This window comes from Synechococcus sp. MIT2312 (genome assembly GCF_059772315.1).
The window spans coordinates 2278446-2290738 of record NZ_CM186281.1; the positions used below are offsets into that span (position 1 = coordinate 2278446).

General features: G+C 57.0%; 13 protein-coding genes. 7 read left to right on the forward strand and 6 right to left on the reverse strand.

Features of this window, described 5'->3' with window-relative positions:
• Window positions 1-2: 2 nt before the first annotated feature.
• Window positions 3-962 (forward strand): NAD(P)/FAD-dependent oxidoreductase, encoded by a 960-nt coding sequence (locus tag AC6EI9_RS12465; RefSeq protein WP_498468043.1) that lies wholly within the window; start codon window positions 3-5, stop codon window positions 960-962.
• Between the two features lie 57 nt (window positions 963-1019).
• Here AC6EI9_RS12465 and fldA read toward each other — a convergent pair whose 3' ends face one another.
• From fldA to AC6EI9_RS12485, 4 genes are all read right to left on the reverse strand, one after another.
• Window positions 1020-1526, reverse strand: coding sequence for a flavodoxin FldA (gene fldA / locus AC6EI9_RS12470; RefSeq protein WP_498468044.1), 507 nt, complete (start codon window positions 1524-1526; stop codon window positions 1020-1022).
• 154 nt (window positions 1527-1680) lie between these two features.
• Window positions 1681-2007, reverse strand: coding sequence for a hypothetical protein (locus AC6EI9_RS12475; RefSeq protein ID WP_498468045.1), 327 nt, complete (start codon window positions 2005-2007; stop codon window positions 1681-1683).
• Between the two features lie 119 nt (window positions 2008-2126).
• Entirely contained in the window at window positions 2127-3776 is a 1650-nt protein-coding gene (locus tag AC6EI9_RS12480) for a SulP family inorganic anion transporter (protein WP_498468046.1), read from the reverse strand.
• Between the two features lie 4 nt (window positions 3777-3780).
• On the reverse strand, window positions 3781-4149 hold the full coding sequence (locus tag AC6EI9_RS12485) for a thioredoxin domain-containing protein (protein WP_498468047.1): 369 nt from the start codon (window positions 4147-4149) through the stop codon (window positions 3781-3783).
• A 117-nt stretch (window positions 4150-4266) separates the two neighbouring features.
• Between AC6EI9_RS12485 and AC6EI9_RS12490 the strand changes: the two genes are divergently transcribed.
• The 4 genes from AC6EI9_RS12490 to AC6EI9_RS12505 all read left to right on the forward strand — a co-directional run bounded on the left by AC6EI9_RS12490 (window position 4267) and on the right by AC6EI9_RS12505 (window position 9259).
• A complete protein-coding gene (locus AC6EI9_RS12490; protein ID WP_498470069.1) occupies window positions 4267-5271 on the forward strand; it encodes a DnaJ C-terminal domain-containing protein in 1005 nt (334 codons plus the stop codon).
• Between the two features lie 52 nt (window positions 5272-5323).
• Window positions 5324-6325 carry a porphobilinogen synthase gene (gene hemB / locus AC6EI9_RS12495; RefSeq protein ID WP_498468048.1) on the forward strand — a complete coding sequence of 334 codons (1002 nt, stop codon included), beginning with the start codon at window positions 5324-5326 and terminating at the stop codon, window positions 6323-6325.
• Between the two features lie 160 nt (window positions 6326-6485).
• Window positions 6486-6884: a VOC family protein gene (locus tag AC6EI9_RS12500; protein ID WP_067096422.1), complete on the forward strand. Its 399-nt coding sequence runs from the start codon at window positions 6486-6488 to the stop codon at window positions 6882-6884.
• Window positions 6884-9259: an endonuclease MutS2 gene (locus tag AC6EI9_RS12505; RefSeq protein ID WP_498468049.1), complete on the forward strand. Its 2376-nt coding sequence runs from the start codon at window positions 6884-6886 to the stop codon at window positions 9257-9259. The genes AC6EI9_RS12500 and AC6EI9_RS12505 overlap by 1 nt, the downstream gene beginning before the upstream one ends.
• Before the next feature lie 13 nt (window positions 9260-9272).
• On the opposite strand, the gene AC6EI9_RS12510 is transcribed toward AC6EI9_RS12505, so the two are convergent.
• Window positions 9273-10505: an ABC transporter ATP-binding protein gene (locus tag AC6EI9_RS12510; RefSeq protein ID WP_498468050.1), complete on the reverse strand. Its 1233-nt coding sequence runs from the start codon at window positions 10503-10505 to the stop codon at window positions 9273-9275.
• A 60-nt stretch (window positions 10506-10565) separates the two neighbouring features.
• Here AC6EI9_RS12510 and obgE point away from each other — a divergent pair, with 60 nt between their 5' ends.
• Window positions 10566-11555, forward strand: a complete 990-nt coding sequence (gene obgE / locus AC6EI9_RS12515; RefSeq protein WP_498470070.1) for a GTPase ObgE — start codon at window positions 10566-10568, stop codon at window positions 11553-11555.
• A 103-nt stretch (window positions 11556-11658) separates the two neighbouring features.
• Window positions 11659-11841, forward strand: a complete 183-nt coding sequence (locus tag AC6EI9_RS12520; protein ID WP_498468051.1) for a hypothetical protein — start codon at window positions 11659-11661, stop codon at window positions 11839-11841.
• Between the two features lie 110 nt (window positions 11842-11951).
• Here the strand turns inward: AC6EI9_RS12520 and AC6EI9_RS12525 are convergent, their stop codons facing one another.
• The gene (locus AC6EI9_RS12525) at window positions 11952-12170 is read right to left on the reverse strand and encodes a CP12 domain-containing protein (protein ID WP_067096415.1); all 219 of its coding nucleotides are present in this window, start codon (window positions 12168-12170) and stop codon (window positions 11952-11954) included.
• Between the last annotated feature and the right edge of the window lie 123 nt (window positions 12171-12293).

Here is a 12293-nt window from a genome sequence, read left to right on the forward strand (position 1 = left end):
TTATGACGGATATTTTCGAGGCTGATGTCATCATAGTTGGCGGCGGTCCGGCAGGTTGTGCTTGTGCTCTTTATACAGCTCGTTCTTCATTAAAGACAATTATTTTAGATAAAAATCCCGCTGTAGGTGCGCTCGCAATCACTCATAAAATTGCAAATTATCCTGGCGTTCCCGCAGATACCTCTGGTGCTGATTTGCTCAAAACGATGAGAGATCAGGCAATTAGTTACGGAACTGATTACAAACAGGTCCAAGTCTACGGAATTGACTTATCTGGCTCTGAGAAGACTGTATACACACCTGAAGGAACGTTTAAAGGGAAAACACTTGTTCTTGCAACTGGAGCAATGGGACGGACGTCAACACTTCCGGGAGAAGATCAGTTCCTTGGCCGTGGCGTTAGCTACTGCGCTACTTGTGATGGTGCCTTCTATAAAAATCAGCAAGTTGCAGTTTATGGTTCCAATCAAGAAGCTATTGACGAAGCTCTTGTTTTAACCAAATTTGCATCCACAGTTCATTGGATTACTAACAGTAAGCCTAATGCGAACTCCACAGGATTATCTCAGCTTCAGTCTTCACCTAATGTCAAGCATTGGAAGCGAACACGGTTGACGTCTGTGGATGGTGATGACTCTGGTGTGACAGCTGTAAAGCTTCAGGAATCAGGTAGTCAAGAGGATACTCAATTAGATGTGAATGGTGTTTTTGTCTATTCCTCAGGTAGCTTGCCAATTACCGATTACTTGCATGGTCAGATTCCTTTGACGGAGGAAGGTGGTGTTCAAGTCAACGACGACATGATGACTGGCCTGGATGGAGTTTGGGCAATCGGGGATATTCGCAATACGCCTTTCAAGCAAGCCGTGGTTGCTTGTTCGGATGGATGTATTGCGGCAATGTCGATTGATAAATTTCTGAATCAGCGTAAAGAAATCAGAGTTGATTGGGTACACCGCTAATCAGCAATAAAAAAAGCGCCCTAGGGCGCTTTTTAATTGATTCAGTCTGATTGATGATCAGGCTTCTGAGTTGATCTGGGAGACCCAAGCGGACAGACGCTGATCTGTGAGTTCGGACTCATTATCTTCGTCGATCGGCAATCCACAGAACTTACCGTCGATCACACTCTTGGATTCGTCAAAGGTATAACCTTCAGGGGATACCTGACCAATCAGTTTTGCGCCTGATTTTTGGAATGCGCTGTACAGCTCTTCCATGGCGTCACAGAAATAGTCGCCGTAACCGGAGGAATCGCCCAGTCCAAGAATTGCAACAGGCTTGCCTGCGAAATCTTGACCTGGAATTTCAGTAATCAGGTCATCCCAGGCTGTACCTGAACGCGCTTCGTCTGCACCTGTGTTCCAGGTCGGAATGCAGCAGACGAGAGCTTCTGCGGAAGCTAATTCGTCAACGCCGCTGATGCTGTCAACATCTTTGGCATCAGTCCCCAGGAGTTCCTTCAGGCGATCGGCAATATCTTCCGTCTTGCCCGTTGATGTTGCAAAGAAAATCGTGAAAGCCATAGGAATTGGATAACTGAATCATCATCCTTGCTTCAGGGCGAGGTTGTTCCTGCTTTTGACGCGCAGCTTGGTTGTATGCGACACCTGTGCCTGTAATTTTGCTACAAGCTTGTGACATTTTGTGTTGAGGCAGCTGTTTTTGGCGCGGTGCGCGTCACATCTGCAACGGCATCCCGTTTGGCGATCTCATTTCCCGATATTCGGACAATGCCTGATCAAATCCAGCCTCTCTAACGCGTGACAGCCATTTCTTGCGTTTGAGTGAATCAGATTCGATGTACTCAATAAAAGCTTCGAGAGTTTGCTTGCCTGCCAACGCCATGGCTGCCTTCTTTTCTGGCGCAACATTATCCTTCGCCGCTCTTGGCGCCGCCGTTGCTTTTACGTGACTAGGTATCGATTGTCCTCGGCTTGTCCAAAAGCTTGGATGGTCGTGATTGTGTCTGTGGCTTTGAATTAAGCATTTGTATTCACGTTGCATGTGTTGTCAGCATCGCTTTGTTGATCTGCGACACAAGCTCTTTTGGCATATGAATATTTTTCTACTTCTGCGCTTGATCGTTTGTTCTGTTTGGAATGCACTGTTTTTGTTTTTAATGGTCAATCGTTTGTATTATTGATCCAGTTAGCCGCTTGATCTAATGCTTCAAGCCTTGCGTCGATCAGGTGCTTGATCCCAAATTGCGCCAGCCTTTGTTTGACTTTTCCGCTTGCACCAGCTACCAGTACTCTGCGCTGTTGCCGTTCTGCTTCTTTAACCATTCTCTCGATCGCAAGGCTCGCTGTGACTCCCAGATGTGGCACATCTGTGATATCAAGCAGAAGCACTTTGTATTGCCTGACCAACATCATCCGTTCACTGATTCCCTTCGCTGCGCCGAAACTCAGCGGGCCTTGCATTCGGAACAGAATCAGATCATCACCGCAGCGTTTCATTAAATTCTGCTCCTGCCTCGACAGATGGCCGGTTCCGATGTTCATGTTGCCGAGCTGATGATGCGTCAGCGATTCAATGGTCAGCAAATTGGCCACGAACATTCCAACAAGAACGGCTCCGATTAGATCCCAGAACACTGTCATCAGCAGGACTCCCCACATCACCAGCGCGGTTTTGAGCGAGAGCCTGTGAGCTCGCAGCAGGAAGCCCCAGTCGATGATGTCCAGCCCCACCTTGATCAGGATTCCTGCCAACAGTGCTGTTGGGATGCCTTCGGCAAGAGGGCCGGCCCCTAACAGCAAAACAAGCAGCACCACGGAGTGCGTCATGCCCGACAGCGGTGTACGTCCGCCTGATCGGATGTTGATCACAGTTCTCATTGTTGCCCCTGCACCTGGGAGCCCGCTGAACAGCCCTGAGATGCTGTTGGCAATGCCTTGACCCACCAGTTCTCTGTCTGATCGGTGGCGGCTCTGACTGATGTTGTCAGCCACCAGTGATGTCAGCAATGAGTCAATCGCGCCGAGTACGGCAAGAACCAGGCCCGCTCTGAGCAGTAGCGGTAGGTGCTTGTTCCAGTCCGGAGCGCTGAAGCTCAGTCCACCTTCAGGAATCGAACCGATGCGAGGCAGGTCTTCCGGAAACAGCCACAGTGCGAGTGGTGTGATTAGCAGAAGTCCCAATAACGGTGAGGGGATCACTTTGGTCACCCCTCTTGGAGCTGCGAAAACGACCACGAGCGTTGCGATTCCGACCGCCACAGCTGCAGGGTTTGGCGTGAAATTGGTGCTCACCATTTGCAGCGAGAACACCACTCCTCCCTGACTGCGGATCCCTAACAGAGGTCCAATCTGGAGGCACAGAATGATCACGCCGATTCCCGACATGAAGCCGGAGACCACTGAGTAGGGAACCAGGGTGATGTACCGCCCGAGGCGAAGCACCCCCATCAGGATCTGGATTAATCCTCCAAGAACCACTGCGGCCATCACCATGGCGAGCATGTCTCCCTGACCCAGCTCCCGGCTTGCTCCCACCGCAGCGAGAGTGCTGACCACACCTGCCACCGTGACACTCATCGGGCCTGTAGGGCCGCTCACCTGGGCCGGCGTTCCGCCAAACAGTGCCGCAAAAAAGCCTGTGATGATCGCTCCGTAGAGACCGTAAATCGCTCCTCCCGGCCCCAGCGCTGCATTGCCGAATGCCAGGGCCAGCGGAAGCGCCACGACTGCCGCCGTGACACCACCTGTGAGATCTCCCCGCCAGTGTCGCCATTGAAAGCCGTTGATCAGGGGACGCCTGCTCGCGGTCATGGCTTTAGGGGGTCCAGGGCATTCCCGACCAGATGCTTAGATCCTCCAGGGACTGCACACCTACCCTCCGCTCACCGTTGGGGAGAATCCAGGTGGGATAAGCCTTGATCTCCTCTTGTTTGCAGGCAGCCGCTTGGATCGGTAGTTCCTTTGGTTTGGCGCATTCCACGTAGGGAAGGCGCATTGCCGCTTCGCCGAACAGACGTCCTTGGTATTGACACGCCGGGCAGCGCCATGATCCGTAATACGTGACCTTGGTTCGGCTCAGAAAGTCAGCCAGAGCACCGGGATCGGGACCTGCTTTGGCTGCGACACTGCCAATCAAGGCGATGTTGACGCTGCTGAGTGCGCCAAGCAGAAGAACTTTGAGCATTTGCGAAATGTACGTGCGTTCCCGCGTACGGGCATCCGGCCTCTTCATTCGGTGCCGAACCCCGGACGGAACTGGGACACTGAGACCAACCGGAGCTCCTGGAGCTCAGTGATCACCATGGCCGGCAGTGGATACCGCGATTACTTCAAAGTGCTCGGGGTAGAGCGCAGTGCTGATGCCGATGCGATCAAGCGGGCTTTTCGCAAGTTGGCTCGTCAGTATCACCCCGATGTGAATCCCGGCGATGCCACTGCTGAGGCCAAATTCAAGGAGGTGAGCGAGGCCTATGAGGTGCTTTCCGATCCGGATAAGCGCCGCAGATATGAACAGTTTGGTCAGTACTGGAATCAGGCTGGAGCCCCTGGTGCTGGACCGGGTGCCGCAGGATTTGATGTTGATTTTGGCCGTTACGGCAACTTCGACGATTTCATCAATGACTTGCTCGGTCGTTTCGGAGGCCCCGGTAATGCTGGCTTTGGAGCCCCTGGCGGATTCTCCGGCGGTGGTTTCCCTGGTGGTGGCTTTCCCGGCGGAGGTTTCGCCGGCGGTGGTGGTTTCCCCCGAGGGGCTTCGAGGACTCCCTTGAATCTTGACGCTGAAGCCAGTGTGAAAGTGAGCTTTGCCGAGGCTTTCCGCGGTGCTGAGCGAACTCTGTCTGTGAATGATGAGAGGGTTCAAGTCAGGATCCCTGCCGGAGTCAAAACAGGATCCAGGCTTCGGCTCAAAGGCAAGGGGAATCTGCAGCCGGGAACCGGACGTCGCGGAGATCTCTATCTCAATCTCGAGGTGCAGGCGCACCCGGTCTGGCGTCTCGATGGTGATCAGCTGCGTGCGGACCTGCCCGTCTCCATTGATGAGCTTGCTCTCGGTGGCCTGGTGAAAGTCATGACACCTGACGGTGAGGCTGAGGTCTCGATTCCCGCGGGCACATCACCTGGCAGGAGCCTCCGTCTGAAAGGGAAAGGCTGGCCCTTGAAAACAGGTCGTGGTGATCTGCTGTTCAATCTCAGCGTGAAGTGGCCTACCCAATGGTCTGATCAGCAGCGCAATCTGCTGGAGCAGCTCAGAGAAGCCCGAACGGACGACCCACGCAGCGACTGGCTACAGAGCGCTCGTCTCTGAGACTCTCACGGCTGTTGGCGCTTACGATCTCCTGCACCGATCAAGGCTGCTGATGGACCTCACCTACCGCCCGCGTCGCCTGCGCCGCTCGCCGGCGTTGCGAGCCATGGTCCGTGAAAACAGTCTTTCCCCAGCGGACTTCATTTATCCCTTGTTTGTGCATGAAGGGGCAGGAGTGGAGCCGATTGGCGCGATGCCGGGTGCCAGTCGCTGGAGCATCGATCAACTCACCGGTGAGGTGAAACGTGCCTGGAATCTGGGCATCCGTTGTGTGGTGCTTTTCCCCAAGGTGGCTGAAGGACTCAAAACCGAGGACGGGGCTGAGTGCTTCAACGAAAATGGTCTGATCCCTCGTGCAATCCGCCAGCTGAAGCAGGAGATTCCTGAGATGGCGATCATGACCGATGTCGCCTTGGATCCTTATTCCTGCGATGGTCATGACGGCATCGTCAGTGAGCAAGGCGTGGTGCTCAACGATGAAACCATTGAGCAGCTTTGCAAGCAGGCTGTGATGCAGGCCCGTGCCGGTGCTGATCTCATCGGTCCTAGCGACATGATGGACGGCCGAGTCGGTGCCATCCGCGAAGCCCTCGACGATGAAGGCTTTGAGCATGTGGGTGTGATCAGCTACACGGCTAAATATTCATCCGCTTATTACGGCCCCTTTCGCGAAGCACTGGATTCAGCCCCCCGCGCGACGGGCAGCAAGCCGATCCCCAAAAACAAAGACACCTATCAGATGGATCCTGCCAATGCCAGGGAAGCCATCACCGAGGCTCAGCTTGATGAACAGGAAGGGGCCGACATCATGATGGTGAAGCCAGGTCTTGCTTACCTCGACATCATTCATCGGCTTCGGTTGGAGTCAGAGCTGCCCATTGCTGCCTACAACGTCAGTGGTGAATATTCGATGGTCAAGGCGGCGGCCGAGAAGGGATGGATTGATGAGCGCTCCGTGGTTCTCGAGACGCTGCTCAGCTTCAAAAGGGCTGGAGCTGATCTGATCCTCACGTATCACGCTTGCGATGCCGCTGAGTGGTTGAAGCAGGGATGATCGTGTTGACCGGGGGCTGAGATTTGCAGTCTCTGGGGTGTTGGCCTGGGCACTCGTTCGTTTCGGAGGGCTTTCGATCCGTTCTTGGATTGAATTCACAGTCAGGCCACCGCTCCGGGGTCTGGGCCCGACAGAATATGTGGGCTGAATGAGATCGTTCATGTCTGCCGTGCAGCGCCTTGGTCATGTCGCCATCCGCGTCAGCGACATGGAACGGGCTGTGAGTTTTTACACCGGCCTCGGCATGCGCATGGTTTGGGAAGCCAACGACTGGTGCTACCTCGAAGCTGGTGATTCCCGCGATGGTCTGGCTTTGCTGGGGCCCAAATACAAGGCTGCAGGTCCCCATTTCGCCTTCCACTTCCGTGATCGTGCAGAAGTGGATGTAGTTCATGACCGCTTGAAGGCTTCAGGTGTCGCGGTAGGTGGTGTTCATGACCATCGCGACGGCACGGCATCTTTTTACCTCCGCGATCCTGAAGGCAACTGGTTGGAGATGCTCTATGAGCCTCCGGGGGGAATCCCCACGAATCAGCCTGGAGTCGCTCAGCCCGATTGATGTCCGCTCTTGAGGAAACACTGGAGCTACTGGAGTGGCCGCGCCTCTGCCAGCATCTCTCCAGCTTCACCAGCACGCTGCAGGGGCGTCGTGACTGCTGCCGAGGATCACTGCCGGAATCTCTTTCTGAAAGCCTCATCCTTCAGGCGAAAACGCAGGAGATGGCAAGCCTGGATGGCCTTCTAGACGGAGGCCTCAGTTTTCAGGGGGTGGGTGATCTCGACATGATCCTGTTGCGTTGCCGCAAGGGAGGTGTTGCTTCCGGTGAGGAGCTGCTCGCAGTGGCCGACACCCTGGCTGCAGCGCGTCGTCTGCGCCGACAGATCGATGATCCTGAGCTCAGGCCGGTGTGCACCGCTCTGCTCTCGGATGTGGCCACCCTGCCGGAGCTGGAACAACGCCTTAAGTTCGCCATTGAAGACGGAGGTCGCGTCGCCGATCGGGCCAGTGTCCCGCTGGAGGGACTGCGTCGGCAGTGGCAAGAGCTGCGGTCGCGCCGGCGCGACAAGTTGCAGGATGTGATCCGCCGCTGGGCAGTCCACCTTCAGGACACGGTGATCGCTCAGCGGCATGGACGACCTGTGCTGGCCGTGAAAGCTGGAGCTGGTGGCCAATGTCCCGGCATGGTTCATGACAGTTCCGCCTCGGGCAGCACAGTGTTCGTGGAGCCCAAGTCGGTCGTCGATCTGGGGAATCGTTTGGCGGATCTCGACGGCAGGATCCGTGAGGAGGAGCAGCGTGTTCTCGCCGAACTCAGTGCTGCTGTCGCTGAGCAGGTCGATGGTTTGCTCGCACTGATGGCGGTGCTGCTGGATCTGGACCTGTCTCTTGCACGAGGTCGTTACGGGCAGTGGCTGGGTGCTGTTCCCCCTCGGCTAGAGGCTGCAGGTGATGCCCCGTTCACACTTCAGAATCTGCGACATCCTCTGCTGGTGTGGCAGGAGCGCAAAGAGCAGGGGCCCTCGGTCATTCCCGTCAGCGTTGATGTCTCGGCTTCTCTGAGGGTGGTTGCGATCACGGGTCCGAACACCGGTGGCAAGACCGTCACGCTCAAAAGTCTTGGGCTTGCTGCACTGATGGCACGTGCGGGCCTCTGGCTCCCCTGCACTGGCAGCCCAACCCTGCCTTGGTGTGCCCAGGTTCTCGCCGATATCGGCGATGAGCAATCACTGCAGCAGAGCTTGTCCACCTTTAGTGGCCATATCAAGCGCATCAGTCGAATCCTGGAGTCGATCGGCTCGGGCCCGGCGCCTGCTCTGGTGCTGCTGGATGAAGTGGGAGCGGGGACGGATCCAAGCGAAGGCAGTGCTCTGGCCACCGCACTGCTGAGAGAGCTGGCCGATCGGGCCAGGCTCACTGTGGCCACGACCCATTTCGGTGAGCTCAAGGCTCTCAAGTACAACGATTCCCGTTTCGAAAACGCGTCGGTTGCTTTCGATAGTGAAACCCTCTCTCCCACCTATCACTTGCTCTGGGGAATTCCTGGTCGAAGCAATGCTCTCGCCATCGCGACGCGACTCGGTCTTGATGCTGGCGTGATTGATCAAGCTCGCAGCCTTCTCTCACCACGCGGTGATGGGGAGGCCAACACCGTGATCCGTGGACTTGAGGAACAGCGTCAGCGTCAGCAGGCTGCTGCCGAGGATGCAGCTGCCCTCTTGGCCCGAACTGAACTGCTGCATGAAGAACTGCTGAAGCGTTGGGAGACCCAGAAGCAACATTCCGCTGAACGGCAGGAGCGGGGCAGGCAGCGCCTCGAGACCTCCATTCGCTCGGGGCAGAAGGAAGTGCGTCAGCTGATCCGTCGTCTCCGTGATGATCAGGCCGATGGTGAAACGGCACGGAAAGCCGGTCAGCGTCTGCGCAAGCTCGAGGACCGTCATCGACCTGAGCCTGAGCGACGACAGCATCTGGGTTGGCGCCCTCAGGTGGGTGATCGCATCCGTGTTCTGGCACTCGGTAAAGCTGCTGAGGTGCTGGCTGTTTCCGACGATGGCCTGCAGCTGAATGTGCGCTGTGGGGTGATGCGCAGCACTGTTGAGCTTTCCGCCGTGGAGAGTCTTGATGGACGCAAACCTGAACCTCCGGCACCCGTGGTTCAGGTCAAGGCGCGCCGAGGCAGTGGCGCTGCTGAGGTGCGGACCTCCCGCAACACGATTGATGTGCGTGGCATGCGTGTGCATGAAGCTGAGGCTGCCGTTGACGACGTGCTGCGAGGCGCGAATGGCCCCGTCTGGGTGATCCATGGCATCGGCACCGGTCGCCTCAAACGTGGCTTGCGCGACTGGTTGGCCTCCCTGGCCTACGTGGAACGTGTGCTGGATGCCGAGCAGGGTGATGGCGGCGCTGGATGCAGTGTCATCTGGGTGCGCTGAAGAGGGCTTCTCTTCAGGTCAGATCGGGAAGCACCGGTGTGTCGTCTCGCTCTGATGGAGGGATCGGCATGGGAATGGCGTCTCCCTGGTCGTCAAACAGGCGCCATCCACGAGGATCAGCATCCAGATGGATGCGATCGCCCGGCATTGCTGTGAGACCCGGATCAGCCCTGACCTGCACCAAGTGCTCCCCATCAAGCAGCCTGCAGGTGATCAGCTGTTCGTTGCCCAGCACTTCACAGTGACTGACGTCGGCCTGCAGGTTTCGGTTGGTGGCAGGTGCCACCTTGAGATCTTCTGGACGAATGCCGCCACTGAGCCGTTTGCCCTCGAGACCTGCCAGTGCAGTGGCGACGGGACCCTCTACACTCACACGTCGTTCGCCCAGGTGGAGTGTCTGGCTGCGACCCACCTGGACCGGCAGCACATTCATGGGAGGGCTGCCGATGAACTGGGCCACAAACAGGTTTGATGGCCATCGGTAGAGCTCCATCGGTGTGCCCAGTTGCTGGAGCCGACCCTGGTTGAGGACGGCGATCCGGTGCCCCATGGTCATGGCCTCCACCTGATCGTGGGTCACGTAGAGGGTGGTGGTACCCAGCTGACGCTGGAGGTCCACGATGCGAGTACGGGTGCTGCCGCGCAGCTTGGCATCGAGATTGCTCAGCGGTTCGTCCATGAGAAAGACATCCGGCTGACGCGCCATGGCTCGCCCGAGAGCCACCCGTTGTTTCTGACCACCGGATAACTCCTTGGGCCGTCGATCCAGCAGCTGATCCAATTCGAGAGCGCGGGCTACCTCCAGCACTCGATGTTCCACCTTCGCTTCCCGTTCAGATCGGACTTGCAGCAGGCGCGGCAGCTCCCGTGTGCTGCGATGCAACTGGTCATGGAGCTGCTCAATGGCACGACGGCGGTGGCTGCGGCGCAGTCCGAATCCCAGGTTGTCGCGAACGCTGAGATGTGGATAGAGCGCATAGCTCTGGAACACCATCGCCACATTGCGCCTGGCAGGCCTCAGCTTGGTCACAGCCTGTTGCCCCACCATGATTTCACCAGCACTGGGTGTCTCAAGGCCTGCCATCAGCCTGAGCAAGGTGCTCTTGCCGCAGCCGGAAGGACCGACCAGAACCAGAAATTCACCATCTTCAATCGACAGTGAGAGGTCACGAATCACCTCAACGGGCCCCTCACCACCACGACCTGGATAGCTCTTGCTGAGCGCCTCGAAGCGAACGCCGGCCAAGCTCAATCTCCCGTGCCCCGCGATCCTAGGGTTGGTGACTGGTCCCGATCGAAGCTTTTCGTGCAGTTCATCGACCAGGCACGCATCACTGTCCGTGGCGGCCGTGGCGGTGACGGCATCGTGGCCTTCCGTCGTGAGAAGTACGTTCCAGCCGGTGGCCCCTCAGGCGGTGATGGGGGGCATGGATCCCACGTGATCCTCGAGGCTGATTCGAATCTTCAGACGCTGCTGGATTTCAAGTACAAGCGATTATTTGCCGGCACGGATGGTCGTCGGGGCGGCCCCAATCGCTGCACCGGTGCGTCCGGCCAGCCTCTGGTCATTCATGTTCCCTGCGGAACGGAGGTGCGACATCTCACCACGGGAATCCTCATGGGTGATCTGACCGCACCTGGAGAGCAGCTCATGGTGGCTTTCGGAGGCCGCGGCGGTCTGGGAAATGCCCACTATCTGAGCAACCGCAACCGTGCCCCCGAAAAATGCACTGAAGGTCGCGACGGAGAGGAGTGGCCTCTCCAGCTTGAATTGAAGTTGCTGGCCGAGGTCGGCATCATCGGCTTGCCCAATGCCGGCAAAAGCACGCTGATCAGCGTCTTGTCTGCAGCTCGTCCCAAGATCGCCGATTATCCATTCACCACTTTGGTGCCCAATCTCGGAGTGGTGCGCCGTCCAACCGGTGATGGCACGGTCTTCGCCGATATTCCTGGCCTGATTGCCGGTGCGGCCCAGGGTGCCGGACTCGGGCATGATTTTCTTCGCCACATCGAGCGCACCCGCCTGCTGATTCACGTGGTGGATGGAGGTGCGGATGATCCACTGGGTGATCTGAAGGTGGTGGAGAAGGAGTTAGAGGCTTACGGCCATGGCCTGGTGGATCGTCAACGCTTGCTCGTCGTGAACAAGCTCGAGCTTCTGGATGAGTCGGGTCGCGACGCCTTAGTGGAGGCTCTGCAGCAAGTGAGTGGCCGCACCCCACTGTTGATTTCAGCGGTGATGGGTCAAGGACTGAAAGAGCTGTTGAATCAGGTCTGGATGGAACTCGGTGTCTGAGCCATTGGGTTCATCCATTTGTCGAGAAGCGTGTTCGGGCAGCCACGAAGACTTGTGCGTTCAGCGCGTGATGGCGATAACGGGAGCAACGAGAGAACGTCCGATGACCTTCTTCACCTGTTTCGACTCCAAGGGCCAGTTGATTGCTCGCTGTCAAACGCCCGAGCAAATCGAGGCCCTGCGCCGTCGCGGTCGTCCAATTGCCGGCGTGCATGCGATGAAGCCAGAGGAAGCTGTGGTGTGCAGCCTCACAGGCAGTCCTGCCGATTTCAATGAAGACCAATGACTGACTGACTCTGCATGGTTCACCGTGCAGAACGCTTGATCGTGGCAGCTCAACAAAAAAGCGGGGACCAATCCCCGCTTTTTTGTTGAGCTGATCGTGGTGCGCACGATTCAGTCGTCATAGACGCGGCACTCATCAGCTTCCGGGTTGTTTTCGCAATAGAGCTCAATGGGAGTGGGATCGTGGCTGTCGCCGGGATGCTCCTTCTTGTAGTCCTGCAGGGACTCAAGCTCTTCGCTGAAGTGGCGAACCTTGGCATCGTTGCCCTCTGCTTTGGCAGCTTCGAGCTCGCTCTGGTCCTTCTTGATGTGTTCGTCGATGGATTTCATGGAGTCGTTGGCGTATCCCAACCAATGTCGACGCACACACCATACGGCTGTTGCGCTGTGCTGCCAGCTGCCTGACATCAGACCTCGTTTCCGTATCAACACTCATGACCTGGACGAGTGACC

Bases quoted from the DNA above. Each gene is read 5' to 3' on its own strand.
- AC6EI9_RS12465 (WP_498468043.1), top strand. From the start codon at position 3: ATGACGGATATTTTCGAGGCTGATGTCATCATAGTTGGCGGCGGTCCG.
- fldA (WP_498468044.1), bottom strand. From the start codon at position 1,526: ATGGCTTTCACGATTTTCTTTGCAACATCAACGGGCAAGACGGAAGAT.
- AC6EI9_RS12475 (WP_498468045.1), bottom strand. From the start codon at position 2,007: ATGCAACGTGAATACAAATGCTTAATTCAAAGCCACAGACACAATCAC.
- AC6EI9_RS12480 (WP_498468046.1), bottom strand. From the start codon at position 3,776: ATGACCGCGAGCAGGCGTCCCCTGATCAACGGCTTTCAATGGCGACAC.
- AC6EI9_RS12485 (WP_498468047.1), bottom strand. From the start codon at position 4,149: ATGCTCAAAGTTCTTCTGCTTGGCGCACTCAGCAGCGTCAACATCGCC.
- AC6EI9_RS12490 (WP_498470069.1), top strand. From the start codon at position 4,267: ATGGCCGGCAGTGGATACCGCGATTACTTCAAAGTGCTCGGGGTAGAG.
- hemB (WP_498468048.1), top strand. From the start codon at position 5,324: ATGGACCTCACCTACCGCCCGCGTCGCCTGCGCCGCTCGCCGGCGTTG.
- AC6EI9_RS12500 (WP_067096422.1), top strand. From the start codon at position 6,486: ATGTCTGCCGTGCAGCGCCTTGGTCATGTCGCCATCCGCGTCAGCGAC.
- AC6EI9_RS12505 (WP_498468049.1), top strand. From the start codon at position 6,884: ATGTCCGCTCTTGAGGAAACACTGGAGCTACTGGAGTGGCCGCGCCTC.
- AC6EI9_RS12520 (WP_498468051.1), top strand. From the start codon at position 11,659: ATGACCTTCTTCACCTGTTTCGACTCCAAGGGCCAGTTGATTGCTCGC.
- AC6EI9_RS12525 (WP_067096415.1), bottom strand. From the start codon at position 12,170: ATGAAATCCATCGACGAACACATCAAGAAGGACCAGAGCGAGCTCGAA.